At 69.8% G+C, this 15073-nt stretch carries 16 protein-coding genes and 1 pseudogene; 10 read left to right on the top strand and 7 right to left on the bottom strand.

The genetic code is table 11. The features are described from left to right. Nucleotides 1-54: 54 nt before the first annotated feature. Nucleotides 55-601: pseudogene (locus ABZ386_RS40205) on the top strand (GNAT family N-acetyltransferase); the annotation flags it as partial. Between the two features lie 61 nt (nucleotides 602-662). Next, nucleotides 663-1319 carry an HD domain-containing protein gene (locus ABZ386_RS40200; protein ID WP_358968425.1) on the top strand — a complete coding sequence of 219 codons (657 nt, stop codon included), beginning with the start codon at nucleotides 663-665 and terminating at the stop codon, nucleotides 1317-1319. A 107-nt stretch (nucleotides 1320-1426) separates the two neighbouring features. Here the strand turns inward: ABZ386_RS40200 and ABZ386_RS40195 are convergent, their stop codons facing one another. Both ABZ386_RS40195 and ABZ386_RS40190 read right to left on the bottom strand, forming a co-directional pair. After that, nucleotides 1427-2572, bottom strand: coding sequence for a DUF6596 domain-containing protein (locus ABZ386_RS40195; protein ID WP_358968508.1), 1146 nt, complete (start codon nucleotides 2570-2572; stop codon nucleotides 1427-1429). Nucleotides 2573-2580: 8 nt separating this feature from the next. After that, nucleotides 2581-2988: a YciI family protein gene (locus tag ABZ386_RS40190; protein ID WP_114257203.1), complete on the bottom strand. Its 408-nt coding sequence runs from the start codon at nucleotides 2986-2988 to the stop codon at nucleotides 2581-2583. 196 nt (nucleotides 2989-3184) lie between these two features. On the opposite strand from ABZ386_RS40190, the gene ABZ386_RS40185 reads away from it, so the two are divergent. Continuing rightward, a complete protein-coding gene (locus ABZ386_RS40185) occupies nucleotides 3185-3553 on the top strand; it encodes a VOC family protein (RefSeq protein WP_358968422.1) in 369 nt (122 codons plus the stop codon). A 75-nt stretch (nucleotides 3554-3628) separates the two neighbouring features. Here ABZ386_RS40185 and ABZ386_RS40180 read toward each other — a convergent pair whose 3' ends face one another. Beyond that, entirely contained in the window at nucleotides 3629-4144 is a 516-nt protein-coding gene (locus tag ABZ386_RS40180) for a cupin domain-containing protein (RefSeq protein ID WP_351343622.1), read from the bottom strand. Nucleotides 4145-4240: 96 nt separating this feature from the next. Between ABZ386_RS40180 and ABZ386_RS40175 the strand changes: the two genes are divergently transcribed. From ABZ386_RS40175 to ABZ386_RS40145, 7 genes are all read left to right on the top strand, one after another. After that, the gene (locus ABZ386_RS40175) at nucleotides 4241-5077 is read left to right on the top strand and encodes a LysR substrate-binding domain-containing protein (protein WP_358968505.1); all 837 of its coding nucleotides are present in this window, start codon (nucleotides 4241-4243) and stop codon (nucleotides 5075-5077) included. Between the two features lie 212 nt (nucleotides 5078-5289). After that, nucleotides 5290-6246: a helix-turn-helix domain-containing protein gene (locus ABZ386_RS40170; RefSeq protein WP_358968419.1), complete on the top strand. Its 957-nt coding sequence runs from the start codon at nucleotides 5290-5292 to the stop codon at nucleotides 6244-6246. 106 nt (nucleotides 6247-6352) lie between these two features. Continuing rightward, on the top strand, nucleotides 6353-7351 hold the full coding sequence (gene gap / locus ABZ386_RS40165) for a type I glyceraldehyde-3-phosphate dehydrogenase (RefSeq protein ID WP_355713399.1): 999 nt from the start codon (nucleotides 6353-6355) through the stop codon (nucleotides 7349-7351). 163 nt (nucleotides 7352-7514) lie between these two features. After that, on the top strand, nucleotides 7515-8165 hold the full coding sequence (locus ABZ386_RS40160) for an HAD-IA family hydrolase (RefSeq protein WP_355713396.1): 651 nt from the start codon (nucleotides 7515-7517) through the stop codon (nucleotides 8163-8165). 261 nt (nucleotides 8166-8426) lie between these two features. Continuing rightward, nucleotides 8427-9203, top strand: a complete 777-nt coding sequence (locus tag ABZ386_RS40155; protein WP_351343634.1) for a class I SAM-dependent methyltransferase — start codon at nucleotides 8427-8429, stop codon at nucleotides 9201-9203. 175 nt (nucleotides 9204-9378) lie between these two features. After that, nucleotides 9379-10563, top strand: a complete 1185-nt coding sequence (locus ABZ386_RS40150; RefSeq protein WP_358968416.1) for a serpin family protein — start codon at nucleotides 9379-9381, stop codon at nucleotides 10561-10563. Between the two features lie 585 nt (nucleotides 10564-11148). After that, complete coding sequence (locus ABZ386_RS40145) at nucleotides 11149-12141, top strand: phosphotransferase (RefSeq protein WP_355713384.1); 993 nt, start codon at nucleotides 11149-11151, stop codon at nucleotides 12139-12141. Nucleotides 12142-12225: 84 nt separating this feature from the next. Here the strand turns inward: ABZ386_RS40145 and ABZ386_RS40140 are convergent, their stop codons facing one another. The 4 genes from ABZ386_RS40140 to ABZ386_RS40125 form a co-directional block, all read right to left on the bottom strand. After that, the gene (locus tag ABZ386_RS40140; protein ID WP_358968413.1) at nucleotides 12226-12318 is read right to left on the bottom strand and encodes a hypothetical protein; all 93 of its coding nucleotides are present in this window, start codon (nucleotides 12316-12318) and stop codon (nucleotides 12226-12228) included. Between the two features lie 378 nt (nucleotides 12319-12696). Next, nucleotides 12697-13065: a hypothetical protein gene (locus ABZ386_RS40135; protein ID WP_355713381.1), complete on the bottom strand. Its 369-nt coding sequence runs from the start codon at nucleotides 13063-13065 to the stop codon at nucleotides 12697-12699. Between the two features lie 235 nt (nucleotides 13066-13300). Further along, nucleotides 13301-13948 (bottom strand): class I SAM-dependent methyltransferase, encoded by a 648-nt coding sequence (locus ABZ386_RS40130; RefSeq protein ID WP_351343649.1) that lies wholly within the window; start codon nucleotides 13946-13948, stop codon nucleotides 13301-13303. A gap of 256 nt (nucleotides 13949-14204) precedes the next feature. Further along, a complete protein-coding gene (locus ABZ386_RS40125; RefSeq protein ID WP_358968410.1) occupies nucleotides 14205-14786 on the bottom strand; it encodes a hypothetical protein in 582 nt (193 codons plus the stop codon). Between the last annotated feature and the right edge of the window lie 287 nt (nucleotides 14787-15073).

The following is a 15073-nucleotide window of genomic DNA, read 5'->3' as shown; positions in this document are numbered from 1 at the left end:
CCGACGAGGATTTCGACGTCTTCGTCGACACGGTGCGTGCCGCGTTCGGGCGCTCACGGCCGGTTCGGCTACGGACCGGCGACCTACACGCAGCGGCTGACAGTGCGGCGCCACCGCGCCGCCCTCGCCCCGCCCCGGGCACACGGACCGGCCGACGCATCAGCGCCGGGCCCGGACAACGGCTCGGTCGAAGTGCTCCGCCGTGCCCAGTGCGACGAGATCCTGGAAGAGGTCTAGGACCGGTATCGCCGCGCCCAGCCCGGCGCGCTGTCCCGACCCCACCGCTGGTGGCCCTTGCGCGCCGGGCAGCCCCGATCTCCCCGGCGCCGCGCTACGTCGCCGTCCACCGGGACGCCGACGGCGTCCCGGACGGATACGCCAGCTACTCGACCGACGCCGGCACCTTGACGGTCGACGAGACCATCGCCGCCGCCGACACCGTCTTCACGGCCCTGGCCCGGTTCGTCCTCTGGACGGCGGCACCGCCCCGAGCACGCTCGTACGTGCCGGACACATCCCGGCCCACCACCCGGACGCGGCCACCCTCGCCGACACCCTCTTCCGCACCGACCTCTCCCCGCCTTGCCTGCACTGGTTCTGACCGGGCCCACGATCTCCCCGACTGCCTGTGAGCCGGGGCCCTGCGTGCCACGATGAACCGCATGAAGGACGAACGCCGCAGGCTGCTCGCAGACAAGACGCCCTTCCCCGACGATCTCGACGAAAGGCTGCGCGCCCAGTTCACTTTCCTCGTGGAGGTGGACCAGCTCAAGACCGTCCTGCGCCAGTCGCCTCTCGCTGCGGCGGACCGCCGTGAGAACGACGCAGAGCACTCATGGCACCTGGCGATGATGGTGGTGCTGCTCGCCGAACACTCCGACCAGCCCATCGACGTGGCTCACACCATCGAACTGGTCCTGGTGCACGACCTCGTGGAGATCTACGCCGGCGACACCCCGCTCTACGACACTGCCGCGGGCATGGACCAGCAGGAGCGGGAAGCCGTCGCGGCCGACGAACTCTTCGACCTGCTCCCGGGGGACCAGGCCCGGCGCCTGCGGGCACTGTGGGACGAATTCGAGGAACGCCGCACTCCCGAAGCCCGATTCGCCAAGGCCATGGACCGGCTGCAGCCCCTGCTCCTCAACTGGATGGCGCGCGGCGGCACTTGGCGCACCCCGGGCGTCACCGCCGACGATGTCCGAGCCCGCAAGGCGGTCATCGGGGATGCGTCGTCCTCGTTGTGGAAGGCCGGGCGGCGCCTCATCGACGAGGGCGAGGCACGCGGCTGGTCGAGGAGCGCCGCTCCCGAGGACTGACGGGTGATCAGTCCGACGCCCCTTTCCCCCGTACCGATGCCGGCCGGTCGCGGCGGCCGCACCGCACGCAGGGCCGCGGCACACGCCCACACGTCGGGCGCGATCCGTCAGCGACGCAGGCGGGCGTTGAGCCGGGCGGCCTGGCGCGTCACGTGCTGGCGCTCGGGGAGGCTGGGTGCCCTGTGGGCCGCCTCGGCATACAACTGTGCCGCCGTCGCGAGGTCGCCGTCGCGCTCGTGGAGGTACGCGGCCACCGCGGTGTGGCGGGGCAGCGAGGCGTCCAGTGCCGCGAGCGCCGCCAGCCCGGCGCGCGGTCCGTCGGCCTCGCCGACGGCGACCGCGCGGTTGAGCCGGACGATGGGGCTGTCGGTCAGCCGCACGAGCTCGTCGTACCACTCGACGATCTGCACCCAGTCGGTCTCCTCCGCTCTGGGCGCGTCGGCATGGAGGGCGGCGATGGCCGCCTGGGCCTGGAACTCGCCCAGCCGGTCCCGGGCGAGGGCCGCCTGCAGGATCGAAACGCCTTCGGCGATCAACCCGGTGTCCCACCGGCCGCGGTCCTGCTCGGCGAGCGGCACCAGACTGCCGTCGGGCGCGGTCCGGGCGGCGCGCCGGGCGTGGTGCAGCAGCATGAGGGCGAGCAGCCCCGCCACCTCGGGGTGGTCGATGGCGGCCGCGAGCTGCCGGGTGAGCCGGATGGCCTCGGCGGCGAGGTCGACGTCACCGGAGTAGCCCTCGTTGAAGACCAGGTAGAGGACGCGCAGCACGGTGGCGACGTCGCCGGGCTGATCGAACCGCACACCGGCCAGCGTGCGCTTGGCCCGGCTGATCCGCTGGGCCATGGTTGCCTCGGGCACCAGGTAGGCCTGGGCGATCTGGCGGGTGGTGAGCCCGCCGACCGCGCGGAGCGTCAGCGCGATGGCGGAGGACGACGTCAGCGCCGGGTGGGCGCACAGGAAGTAGAGCCGGAGCGTGTCGTCCGCGCCGGGCATGGGCCCGGGTGCCGGCTCCTGCAGGACGAGGTCCTCGCGCCGGCGACGGGCGGCGTCCGCCCGGGTCTGGTCGAGGAACTTGCGCCACGCCACGGTGACCAGCCAGCCCTTCGCGTCCCGCGGCGGGTCGGCCGGCCAGACGCGCAGTGCCTCGACCAGCGCCTCCTGCACGGCGTCCTCGGCCGCCGCGAAGTCGGCTCCGCGGCGGACGAGGAGGGCGAGCACGCCGGGTGTGAGGCTGCGGAGCAGGGCCTCGTCCATGGGTGAGGTCACTCCGTGATGGTGGCCGTGGTGCCGTAGAAGGGGCGCACCTCGAGCCACTCGTGGATCGGCTTCCCGCCCGCCCCGGGGGCGGCCGACAGCTCCCCGGCCAGCTCGACGGCGCGCTCGTAGCTGTCGACGTCGATCACCATCCATCCGGCGATGAGGTCCTTGGTCTCGGCGAACGGGCCGTCGGTGACCGGCGGGCGCCCTTCACCGTCGTAGCGGACCCAGGCGCCCTCGGGGGCGAGCGCCTGGCTGTCGACGTACTCGCCGGTCTTCTCCAGCCGGGCCGCGAAGTCGTTCATGTACTGCACGTGCGCCGAGATCTCCTCGGGCGTCCACTCGCTCATCGGCACGTCGTTGACGGCCGCCGGGGCGCCGCGGTAGTGCTTGAGCAGCAGGTACTTGGCCATTTTGTCTTCTCCTGGGTGCTGGTGCGGCCCATTGTGGTCGCGTTCACCCCGGGGACGAAGCAGGCCACGGGTTCTCGACATCGCCGCCCAAGATTTTTTCGGGACGCTCGCGGATGAGCCTCAGGGCGGTTCAGCCGATGAGTTCACCGTCCTCGAACGGTCTACCGGCGACACGACCGTGCCCGACAGGAGTGCCATGTCCACCATCCAGCCGGTGATCCTCACCGCCGACCAGGACGTCCTGCTCGACTTCTATACGAAACTGTTCGGCGCCGAGGAGGTCTTCCGGGTACCGGCGGAGGGCCCGGCCTTCTACCTCGGCTTGCGCATCGGCGACACCGATCTCGGGCTGGTGGCCAAGGAGACCCTTGGGACTGGAGCGGCGCCGCGGATCCTGCTCAGCATCGGTGTCGACGACGTCGACGAGACGCTCAGCCGCGTGACCGCGCTGGGCGGCTCGGTCCGCAGCGGCCCCACCGACATGCCGTGGGGACAACGCGTCGCCCACATCGTCGACCCCGACGGCAACCCGGTGAACCTCACTCAGCCCACCCCTGTCCGGTGACGCAACGCCGGGGCATGCGCTGACCGGGAGCCACCTCCGATGGAGATCAACTGTCGGGAGCGGCCTCGACGCACGTCAGGCCCTGCCCCGGTCGCCGCCACCGAGGCCGGTGGCCGGCTCGGTGGCGTAGCGGCTCATCGCGTCGATGTTGGCCTGTGGCGTCAGCGGCCGGCCGTCGGCGAGGACCTCCTGGAGGTCCCGGAAGTACTGCACGTACAGGTCGGGGGTGAATGTGCTGAGCATGACGGCGGGCTGGTCGGTCATGTTGGCGAAGGTGTGCGGCGTGCCCGGCGGAACGATCACGAGCGTGCCCGCGGGGGCGTCGTGGTCCTCCTGCCCGACGGTGAAGCGCACGGTGCCGGAGAGGACGTAGAAGCCCTCGTCGTGTCGGGCGTGGCGGTGCTGTGGCGGTCCCTGGGTGTGCGGCGGGAGGACGGACTCGGCGATCGCGAGGCGGTGCCCGGTGTGGCTGCCGTCCTCCAGCACGCGCATACGCGTGGCGCCCAGAACGATCGTCTCGCCGTCGCCGGGACGCACCACCGATACGGCGGGTTCGGTCTGCGGCTCGCTGGTCCTGGCTTCTTCGGTCATGCCCACGAGTGCACCGCCCGCCCCCTGCCGATGTCCAAGACCTGTCCCGCGGCGCCGATACCCGGTGGGTATCGTTGCAGCGTGGAGCTACGGACCCTGCGCTACTTCGTGGCGGTCGCCGAGGAACTCCACTTCGGCCGGGCCGCCACCCGGCTGCACATGAGTCAGCCGCCGCTGAGCCGGGCGATCAAGCAGTTGGAGGCCGACGTCGGGGCCCCGCTCTTCACCCGCTCGCCCACCGGCGTCACGCTCACCGCGGTGGGCACGGTGCTGCTCGACGAGGCGCGAGCCCTGCTCGACCATGCCGACCACGTCCGTGCACGCGTCGGCGCGGCGGCCAACGGCGCGACCATCACCGTCGGCATCCTGGGCGACGGCACCGACCCGGGAGTGTCCCGGCTGGCCGCCGCCTACCGCCAGAGCCACCCCGGCATCGACGTCCGCGTCCGCGACACCGACCTGACCGATCCGACATGCGGGCTGCGCGCCGGACTGGTCGACGTGGCCCTCACCCGGGCGCCCTTCGACGAGACCGCCCTGACGGTGCGTGCGCTGCGGACCGACCCGGTCGGCGTGGTCCTGCGCGCCGACGATCCGCTGGCCCGCCGCGACCAACTGCGGCTGGCCGAGCTGGGCGACCGCCGCTGGTTCCAGTTCCCCCGGGGCACCGACCCCATCTGGCAGTCGTACTGGAACGGCGGCAGTCCGCGCGAGGGGCCAGTGGTGCGCGCCGTCCAGGAATGCCTGCAGGCCGTGCTGTGGAACGGCACGGTCGGCCTGGCGCCACTCGGACACGACCTGCCCGCGGAGTTGGCCCTGGTACCGCTGACCGACATGGCGCCGAGCCGAGTGGTGGCGGTGTGGAACGAAGGTGACACCAACCCGTTGATCCGATCCTTCATCGAGATCGCGACAGCCGCGTACCGCCGCTGAGCACCGACAACCGGTGCTGCCGCACCCGCTGACCCTGGCTGTAGCCGCCGAGGCGAGGCCCGCTCGGGGAGTAGCCCGGCCGGCTCGCATCCGACACCACCGTCCACGAAGGGCGCCCGGTCTCCAGCGCGACCACGATCACGCACGGCCGGCCGAGCCCCCTCCCCATACCGTGGGCGTATCGGCATCAGGTCCCCCGTAGCCTTTGTCCCGTGCCGTCCTCCCGCCTCCACCGCGTCGCCGTCCTCGTCCTCGAGGGCGCAAAGCCACTCGACGTCGGCATCCCCGCCCAGGTCTTCACGACCCGCGCGAGCATGCCGTACGAGGTACGGGTCTGCGGCGCGACACCCGGCCTCGTCACCGGCGGCGACGGCCTGTCCTACTCCGTCGCCCACGGCCTGGACGCGCTGGCCTGGGCCGACATCGTCTTCGTGCCCGGCTACCGCCACCCGGACCGCGACGACCCGCCGCAGCCCGTCACCGACGCGCTGCTCGCCGCCCACGCCCGGGGCGCACGGCTCGCCGCCATCTCCACCGGCGCCTTCGCACTCGCCGCCACCGGCCTGCTCGACGGCAGACGCGCCACCACGCACTGGCACTACACACGCGCACTGAAAGCCAGACATCCGCGCATCCAGGTCGACGAGAACGTCCTGTTCGTCGACGAAGGCAGCGTGCTCACCTCGGCCGGCGCCGCCTCCGGCATCGACCTGTGCCTGCACATCCTGCGCGGCGACCTCGGAGTGGCCGCCTCGAACCACGCCGCCCGCCGCTTGGTCGCGGCCCCCTACCGCAGCGGCGGCCAGGCCCAGTACGTGCCACGCAGCGTCCCCGAGCCGCTCGGCGAGCGCTTCGGCGTCACCCGCCAGTGGGCACTGCACCACCTCGGTGAGCCCCTCACCCTGGACCTCCTGGCCCGGCAGGCCGGCGTCTCGCCCCGCACGTTCTCCCGCCGCTTCGTCGAGGAGACCGGCTACACGCCGATGCAGTGGGTCATGCGCGCCCGCGTCGACCTCGCCCGCGAACTGCTGGAGCGCTCCGAGCGCAGCGTCGAACAGATCGCCGCCGACGTCGGCCTCGGCACCGGCGCGAACCTGCGCCTGCACTTCCAGCGCATCCTGGGCACCACCCCGAGCGAGTACCGACGCACCTTCACCCGCGGCGAATAGCGCTGGCCCGCCCCATGGCCAGATCCTTTTGAACCATGGCGATAGCGCCACTGTCCGTGGCGCGGCCCGCGAGCGAGCCTGGGGAGCGAAGGGAAGGGACATCACTATGACTCGCATCGCCATCAACGGGTTCGGCCGCATCGGACGCAATGTGCTGCGCGCCCTGCTGGAACGCGACAGCACTCTCGAGGTCGTCGCCGTCAACGACCTCACCGAGCCCGCCACGCTCGCCCGGCTGCTCGCCTACGACAGCACGGCCGGCCGGCTCGGACGCCCGGTCACCGCCGAGGGGGACGCCCTCGTCGTCGACGGCCGCCGGATCACGGTGCTGGCCGAGCGCGAACCGGCGCAGCTGCCCTGGGCCCGACTCGGCGTCGACATCGTCGTGGAGGCCACCGGCCGCTTCACCTCCGCCAAAGCCGCCCGCGCCCACCTCGACGCCGGCGCGCGCAAGGTCCTCGTCAGCGCACCGTCCGACGGCGCCGACGTCACCCTCGCCTTCGGCGTCAACACCGACGCCTACGACCCCGGTCTGCACACGATCGTCTCCAACGCTTCCTGCACCACCAACGCGCTCGCCCCTCTGGCCAAGGTGCTCGACGACCTCGCCGGTATCGAGCACGGCTTCATGACGACGGTGCACGCCTACACCCAGGAGCAGAACCTGCAGGACGGCCCGCACCGCGACGCCCGCCGCGCCCGCGCCGCCGGCGTCAACATCGTGCCGACCACGACCGGCGCCGCGAAGGCGATCGGCCTGGTGCTGCCGGGCCTGGACGGCAAGCTGTCGGGCGACTCCATCCGCGTACCGGTGCCGGTGGGCTCGATCGTCGAACTCAACACGACCGTCGCCCGCGACGTGACCCGCGACGACGTGCTCGCCGCCTATCAGACCGCGGCCACGGGGCCGCTCACCGGCATCCTGGAGTACTCCGACGACCCGCTCGTCTCCTCCGACATCGTGGGCAACCCCGCCTCGTCCATCTTCGACGCGGCCCTCACCCGCGTCGACGGCCGCCACGTCAAGGTCGTCGCCTGGTACGACAACGAGTGGGGCTTCTCCAACCGAGTGATCGACACCCTGCAACTCCTCGCCACCGCCTGACCGGACGCGGATCGCACGCTCAAGGCCCGTTCAGGAGGCGGGCCTTGCTGCCCGGGGTACTGCCACGCCGGACTGTGCGCCGACAAGGAACGAGCCGACGAACTCGCCACCTTCTTCTGGTCGCGGTGAAGCAGCGGCCGAGCGCTGTGCTACTCATGAGCAGGTGACGGCTTCCGAGACATCCAGCAGGCCCTTCGACGCGGTGCTGTGCGACCTCGACAACGTGATTCGCTTCTACGACATGGCTCCACTGGCCGAGTTGGAACGCGCCGCAGGAGTGGCCGAGGGCACCACCACAGAGGTGGCCTACGCCCCTGAAGTGGACCTGCCGCTCCTCCTCGGCAAGATCACCAAGGAGGCATGGGTGGACTCCATCGCGTCGGCACTGTCCGACCGGATACCGCCGACGCGCGCCCGTGAGCTGGGAATGGCCCTTGCCGATGCTCCGTTCCGGGCCGACGACGTGGTGGTGGCCATGCTGCGCCGGGTGCGGGAACACATGCCCCTGGCCCTCGTGACCAACGCGACCCTGGAACTGGAGCGCGACCTTGAGTCGATGGGGCTGGCGAATCTCGCGGACCACGTCGTCAGCAGTGCCCGGGTGGGGGTCGCCAAGCCTGACGAGGCGATCTACAGAATCGCAGCCGAGCGGGCCGGAGTCGCCGCCCACCGTTGCCTGTTCGTGGACGACCGATGGGAGAACGTCGAGACTGCCCTCTCGCTCGGCATGACCGGTGTGCACTACCAGGGGCCTGCCGACCTCCGGAAGGTGCTGGCCTTTCTACCCGGCAACCGGGAAGTTCCCTCCAGCTGATCGACCGCTGCAGCCGAAGCCCCGCCCGGTAGCTGCCGACCTCCTGCCGTAACCAGTGACCACGCCCGCCACACCGTCATCTCGTCGACCAGCCGTTGTTTGGCCGCCCACAGCTCCGCCGGCATCTCAGGGTCCCTCGCGTAGGGGGCCCGGCCGGCGGGCACGCCCACCTGCTGCCGCGTCTCCCGCTCACGCCGGGCGTCTTCGGCAAACTTCTCCGCCACCTGCGCCTCCCTCAGGCCATGTCGGTAACCTCGGGCCATGCCCGAGACATCGGTGGCGCGCTTCTACGACGAACTGGCCGACGACTACCACCTGATCTACGCAGACTGGGACATGAGCATCCGTCGGCAAGCGGACGCCCTGGATGCCCTGATCGGCAAAGACCGCGCGGAGGTTCTCGACTGTTCCTGCGGCATCGGCACGCAGGCCATCGGCCTGGCGCTGCGTGGGCATCGGGTCACCGGGACCGACCTCAGCCCTCGCGCCGCTGCCCGCGCTGCCCGTGAGGCTGCCCGCCGGAACCTGAGCTTGCGCACGGCCGCTGCCGATATGCGACGTCTCCCGTTTCCTGATGGCCGGTTCGACACGGTCGTCTGCGCCGACAACTCGCTGCCTCACCTGCTGACTGAGCAGGACGTGCACGCAGCCCTGGCCGAGATGCGCCGCGTGCTGCGCCCCGACGGCCTGCTGCTGGTCAGCACACGCCACTACGACGACCTGCTGCGCGACCGCCCGGCTTCGACACCTCCACAGATCCACAAGAACGTCGACTGCGCCGACGGCGAAGAACGAACTGTCACTTTCCAGCTCTGGAACTGGCACGACGACGGCGAGCACTACGACTTGGAGCACTTCCAGCTCTTTCCAGCAGGCGGAGAATGGCGTGTCAAGGTCCGCCGTACTACTTACTGGGCACTCTGCCGGGACCGGCTGGCCGGCCTCGCGGCCGAGGCCGGGTTCGTCGACCCCGAGTGGGGGATGCCGCAGGAGACGGGCTTTTTCCAGCCGCTGCTCGTGGCCCGCGCCGGTGAGTAGGAAACCTCACCTCTTCACGTGGGAGGGCTTTCGTTAAGCAGTCTTTCGGAACAGGCCGGAACAGGCGGAACAGGCACATCATTTCATCAGTACACGAGGCGCTGTGACGGGCAAGGGCACATCGAACCTGACGTACGGCTGGGTGCTGCGTAGACGCGCTGACGACGGGGGCGGAATGGGAGTCGCGACGAGGACGGTCCACGCGGTGAACGGGTTGACCGCGCGGTGGGCGGGTGTCTCGCAGGACGGCACGGTGTTCTCGGCGGCCGGGGTGTGGCCGCTGCTGGCCCACCTGGCCGACGGGGCCGAGGGCGCCGCGCGGGCCGAACTGGCGGAGACTCTTGGGGTCCCTGCCGGGCAAGCGGCGGACGCAGCACGCGAGTTGCTCGCCGCGATGGGCTCCATGCGGGGACTGGACACAGCTCTGGGGCTGTGGACGAACCGCACGCTGGAGTTGAGGGGGGAGTGGGAGGCGGGCCTGCCGGCCGACACCCACGGGGTGCTCTCCGGGGACCCTGTGGCCGACCACCAGGCGCTGGACGCCTGGGCGGTGAAGCGGACCGACGGGCTGATCGACCGTATGCCGGTCACGCTGACCGAGGACACGCAGATGGTGCTGGCGAGCGCGCTGACCATGCGCACGCAGTGGCTGAGCCCCTTCCACGAGATGGAACTCGAGACGGCGTACGAGCCCTGGGCCACCAAGCCGCGGCTGGGGCTGTGGCGCTCCAGTGCCGTGCTGGACCGGGTCGGGCTGGCGGAGACACCCAGCGGATACGTCACCGAGCTGAAGGTGCTGGGGAACAACGCCCTGGACGTACACCTGCTGCTCGGTGAGGAAGATATGAAGCCGGGGCAAGTGCTGGGAGCCGGAGTCGACATCCTCGCCGGCCGGTACGCGGTCCTGCCGGGGCCGCGGCTGCCCTACGGGGACGTGGGCCCCGGCCTGCGGGTCGAGAAGGTGCGCTGCACGCGGCCCGAGCCGCCGTCGCTGGAGGTGACGACCGTGGCGTACGACATGAGCGCGAGCCACGATCTGCTGAAGCTGCACCGGTTGTTCGGGCTCACGACGGCACGGGACCCCTCGCGCGGGCATTTCCCCGGCATCAGCGACTTCCCGCTCGCCATCGGGTCGGCCGAGCAGAACACCATGGCGAAGTTCGACGCGCTGGGTTTCGAGGCCGCCGCGGTGACGGCGTTCGCCGCAGTCGCCGGGGGCATGCCCGACCTCCGCTACGTCACCACCCAGATCAGCGCCGCCTTCGACCGGCCCTTCGGCTTCCTCGCCCTGCATCGCCATACGCGGCTCGTGCTGGCGGCGGGCTGGGTCACGGATCCGTTGCCGTTCCCCGAGTATTGATCGCTGAGGCTGCCCAGGACGAAAAGGAGGCTCTCCGCGGGGACGAAAGCCGCAAGTCACCAGCGAACTCGACGACCCCGGCAAGGCGCAGCGCGAGGCGACCAAAGCAGGTAGTCATCGCCGCAAGCCCTTTGGTTCGGCGAACTCTCCTCATGTTTCGGCAGGAGGAGCCGGGTTGGTCCTGCCCGGGCTGCTGGGGGCGCGCCCGCGGCGCAGCCCGCTCGCAACCGTAGAGCGGCGAGGACGTCCCGCAGCTCCTGGACGGCGCTCACGATGGTGTTGGGCGGGGACGGCTTCGTATAGGTCCTGGGCGCGGCGGTGGACCAGACCGGTGCGGCAGCCGTCCGGCAGTGCGGTCAGGGCGGCGATGGTGCGGTGGCAGGCCTGCACGCCGTCGCCGTCGTGGTGGGCGCAGGTTGCGGCGTCGAGGTGGAGCAGGGTGCGGGTGATGGTGCTGGTCGGCGCGGACACCTCCAAGGCGCGCTGCTGGCCCTCCCGGGCACGGCGGGTGTCTTGTCAGAGATTGTCAGGTGGGGCGACTAATTGGTTTGCCGCTGGTGCGGCGGGCGAGTTGACTGACTGGCCATGAACCTGGCACAGGCAGCCGAGCAACTCGGGTTGGGGCAGATGCTGGAGGCCCCGCTGCTGCTCAAGGACGACGAGCAGAGCCCGGTGTGGAAGGCCGTTACTGACTCCGGCTCATGGGTGGTGAAGATCGCCCAGCCCTGGGGCGACTTCTGGCTGCCCATGGCTGCCCAGGCAGGGGCGCTTGAAGCCGCCGCCTGGGAGATCGGTGTCGCGATGCCCGAGCCGCAATCGACGACTCTGCACGAAGCGGGTCTGTGGCGGCCGATCGGGGACGGTTTCTACGCCCGTGCGGTGCGCTTCGTCGAGGGCGCGCATCCGACCGCGCCGACATCGGAACCGTTGGCGGCCTGGGCTGGCAGGCTCGTCGCTGACCTTGCGCGGTGCGCCATTCCAGCCGATCCGACCGTCGACGGCGACTACCGGTCGTACTCCCAGGAAGAGTGGGAGGAGTGGTTCGCTCAGGCCGAACGCCTCGAGGTCCTCAGTGCCGAGCATGTCCGCACCCTCAAGCTGTCGGTGGAGCAGACCGAGGCCATGGTCGAAGACCAGCAGGAGTTGTGGCGATCCAAGTTGGTCATGCATCGCGACATCCGGCACCAGAACATCCTGACCAGCTCCGGTGGACCGGTCCTGTTGGACTTCGACGCCGCCGGGGCGCAGGACCCGTGGTGGGAGCTGGTCTTCACCGCTTTCCATCTCGCCGGCTTCGACCGCGGCCTGGGAGTGCCTGAGCGCCGTATCGTCGAAGCGTGCCTCTCCGGGTATGTCGCAGCGGGAGGGGCAGTCGGGGCGGTCGATGAGTCGGCGTTCACCGGCATGTTCGCCGGGCGCGTGGGAGCGGCGGCTTGGCAGCTGTGGATGGCGTGCGGCCACCGGGGCGGAAGTCCGGAGTACCAGGCCGGCTTCGCTCAGACGCTCAGGGAGTCGGTGACGGCGATGGCCATGATGCGCAAGTCCATGACGACCTGGACCACTTGGCTCAACGCGTAAGCGCGGGAGGCCAGACAAACAGGATGCCCTGCAAACACTTCCCGTCGTCCAACGGCACCGGGCCAGGCGCCCCAAAGGCGATACTCAGGCAGCAGCCCCGCGATCCCGCCTACGCCGCCCATCCCCGACGGGGCGGCCGTCGGCTTCGGCCCGGGCGTGGGCGGTGAACGGCGGCATGCGGATGCCGGTGCACCAGGTGGGGCAAGTGCCGTCTCGCCGGTGACGGCTGAGGTGCGGGCCCGCTACGGAGGGCTGCGCTCCGAGCAGCTCCAGGCCTCGGAGTGCTGGCGGACGGTGACGAGCCGAACATCACGGAGGACGAGCAGTTCTGCGAGCGGCTTCGCGAGCTGTTCCGAGCGATCACCGACAACAGCGCCGAAGGCCGCAGCAGATCACCGGTACCGCGCCGACGTGACGACGCACTCGGGCAACCATATGCGAGGAAGGGCTGCGGTCTTCGCCCATCACGCCCCCCGACGTCAGATTGGAAAAGGCTCAATGTCTTCCTGGGTCCGGTCCTCGAGATGGGCCTCTGGAAGTGCACTGCACTTTACTTCATCGATCACGGCTCGTGCGCTCCCAGGAGCGAGTGGGGAGACCTTCCTCATCCCATGCGTATTCAGCAATGGGAGCTTTTCCATCCTCACTATTGACCATGCGCTTTGCCAGAACTCCGTTTGGGTGCCAACGCTTGAATTCTCCTGACATGAATCCCATGCGCATCATGCCCTCGGCCCGGAGTCTGCCGTCCCTGTACCACTCACGGTAAGGGCCGTCCTTGAGCCCGTCCGTGTAAGTTGCAAGGCTCACTGGACGCCCAGCCAAGCGCTCCACGGCCTCCCCTGTATAAGGCTGCCCGGAATAGAGCAACCGGTGATCGAAGTCGATGTCAACCTCGTCGTCGTCGATGTCAATACGTCGCATGTCCACAACCACAGGAGCTTGTTCTCAGCATGGGGAGGGAAGCCGATAGAGCGCCCGAAGGAGCTCGGCACCTCTTGCAGTATGTTGACGCAATTCGCACAGGAAGGTGCTGCCTTCGGCGGCACAGGGATCTCCCAGTCGAAGTACCCTCATGACCAGGCGCCCCGCCCGGAAGGAGGCCCCAGCCGGCCGGGGAAACCAGTGCCAGCCGACAGCTGATCGGGGATCCACACGCTCAGGTCGCTGACTGCAGCTTGTCGTACCCCACGAAGGTGAAGAGCCGCGTGCCAATCTGGAGGGGCTGGGGCTGGCCGGTGAAACGGTGCACTCCCACGGCCTGGATCACGTCCGGGGCAGTGACCCACTCGCGCTCGAAGCCGCGCTCTTCGAACCAGTCGCAGATCAACGGCACACGGTCGGGTGTCTTGCGGTTCCTTGTCCAGATGACCCGGCCTCCGGCCTTGCACAACTGCGTGCAGGCGTTGATGGTGCGCTCAATATCCCTGTCCACAATGTTGCCGAAGACCCCACAGATCAGCACCACATCTGCCGGCACCATGCCCTCGTAGTGATCGAGCAGTGCGGCGTCGGCAGCAATGGCCTCGATACTGTGCAGCTCAGCGGATCTGGCTGCCTCGGCCGCCACGTCCACGTTTCGCGGGTCGAGCTCCACCAGACGCGCACGCACGTCCTGACCACGTGGGTGACTGGGCAGCACTCCCAGCAAGTCGCGGCCCTGACCCGCGCAAAGACTCACCACCTGCAAGGGACCGGGAGGACAGTCCTCCAGCGCGAGACGAATGCGCTCCTGCACGGTGACCAGCCGACGAGCGAGGGGCGAGTCAGCAGTGTCGTACCGGTCTTGCCACTTCTGCCAGTCCATGCGCTGACCCTACGAGAATCCCGTGAGCCTCTCCAACGCCTTTTCGATCCTGCCGAGCCGCAGACATCGGCATCGTCATCGTCATTCAGCGGGGTGTAAGGATCGGAAACACGCATGGCGAAGGGTACCGACGGATGGGAGTTTCTCGGCGTCTCGTACTCCTTCGAAGTCCGGTAGCACCACGACTTAGCGGTTCTCGTCTGCTCTGGGTCAGTCGGACGGATGGAGCGCTGTGCTGTGCCCACGTTCCCAGCCGTCAGAAATCCAGAACGTCCAGCCAGGAGCCTGCGTCGTCGGCGGGGCGGGGCCGCATCGGGACTGGATCCGGGTAGGTCTCCGCTGCGGCCCTCGCACGGACGATGTCGGGACCGCCGCACGCCGCGATCGCGAAGTCACCGAAAACCTTGGCGAATGCGGCCGGGTCGCGGAACTCCACGCCGAATGCTCGCCCGTCCCGTAGTGGCACCCATACCACCCGGTCGGAGCGTATCCATTCGAGCACCGGCTGGTCGTCCGCGGTTGACCGGCCGTCCAGCCACAGGCGCGCCACGTGCAGCAGGTTTACGTTCTCCATCGCCAGCCGCTTGCGCCGCACCCGCAGTTCACGCGCCGTCAGCTCGACGCGCTGGTCCTTCTTCGGGTACCAGACGACGCCGATCCCGAACGGCACCCACAGCAGGATCCCGATCAGTGGCCAAATCAGAGCATCGCCCCACGACCGGAGCAGTCCGCCGTCCAGTAGGTACAGGGTCCCGAAGACCACAGCCCACTTCGCCGTCATCCGCCAGAATCCGGTGCCCTGCCGGTACAGGACCCGTCGTTTCCCCGTCCTCGCCATGCCCGTACGCTATCCGGCGCCCTACAGCTCACTGCGGGCGCCCTTCGCCACCTCGGGGCAGCATGGCCTTCCGACGCACCTGTCGGCCCCGGGACGCCGGCGATCGCCAATCTGTTGGGACGAGGTCTCGCCCGCGCGGTGTGATGCCGGATGGAGGAGCCGGTCTGTCCGGAGGCGAGGGTTGAACTCACCGCCCGGGAGGTGGTGGCGGGGGGTGGAGTGGTCTTGGGTGGTGAGGTCCTGCTCACTCCTTGTTCGGCTGCGTTTGGCTGCGCCTCGCCAGGTCG

This window comes from Streptomyces sp. NPDC006140, from assembly GCF_040628815.1.
Lineage (GTDB): Bacteria > Actinomycetota > Actinomycetes > Streptomycetales > Streptomycetaceae > Streptomyces.
This window is presented reverse-complemented; position numbering and strand designations above follow the sequence as displayed.

Excerpts from the sequence above, each read along its gene's own strand:
- ABZ386_RS40135 (WP_355713381.1), bottom strand. The coding sequence starts at position 13,065 with ATGCGACGTATTGACATCGACGACGACGAGGTTGACATCGACTTCGAT.
- ABZ386_RS40125 (WP_358968410.1), bottom strand. The coding sequence starts at position 14,786 with ATGGCGAGGACGGGGAAACGACGGGTCCTGTACCGGCAGGGCACCGGA.
- ABZ386_RS40195 (WP_358968508.1), bottom strand. The coding sequence starts at position 2,572 with ATGGACGAGGCCCTGCTCCGCAGCCTCACACCCGGCGTGCTCGCCCTC.
- ABZ386_RS40140 (WP_358968413.1), bottom strand. The coding sequence starts at position 12,318 with ATGCCGCCGTTCACCGCCCACGCCCGGGCCGAAGCCGACGGCCGCCCC.
- ABZ386_RS40130 (WP_351343649.1), bottom strand. The coding sequence starts at position 13,948 with ATGGACTGGCAGAAGTGGCAAGACCGGTACGACACTGCTGACTCGCCC.
- ABZ386_RS40155 (WP_351343634.1), top strand. The coding sequence starts at position 8,427 with ATGCCCGAGACATCGGTGGCGCGCTTCTACGACGAACTGGCCGACGAC.
- ABZ386_RS40145 (WP_355713384.1), top strand. The coding sequence starts at position 11,149 with ATGAACCTGGCACAGGCAGCCGAGCAACTCGGGTTGGGGCAGATGCTG.
- ABZ386_RS40180 (WP_351343622.1), bottom strand. The coding sequence starts at position 4,144 with ATGACCGAAGAAGCCAGGACCAGCGAGCCGCAGACCGAACCCGCCGTA.
- ABZ386_RS40190 (WP_114257203.1), bottom strand. The coding sequence starts at position 2,988 with ATGGCCAAGTACCTGCTGCTCAAGCACTACCGCGGCGCCCCGGCGGCC.
- gap (WP_355713399.1), top strand. The coding sequence starts at position 6,353 with ATGACTCGCATCGCCATCAACGGGTTCGGCCGCATCGGACGCAATGTG.
- ABZ386_RS40200 (WP_358968425.1), top strand. The coding sequence starts at position 663 with ATGAAGGACGAACGCCGCAGGCTGCTCGCAGACAAGACGCCCTTCCCC.
- ABZ386_RS40150 (WP_358968416.1), top strand. The coding sequence starts at position 9,379 with ATGGGAGTCGCGACGAGGACGGTCCACGCGGTGAACGGGTTGACCGCG.
- ABZ386_RS40185 (WP_358968422.1), top strand. The coding sequence starts at position 3,185 with ATGTCCACCATCCAGCCGGTGATCCTCACCGCCGACCAGGACGTCCTG.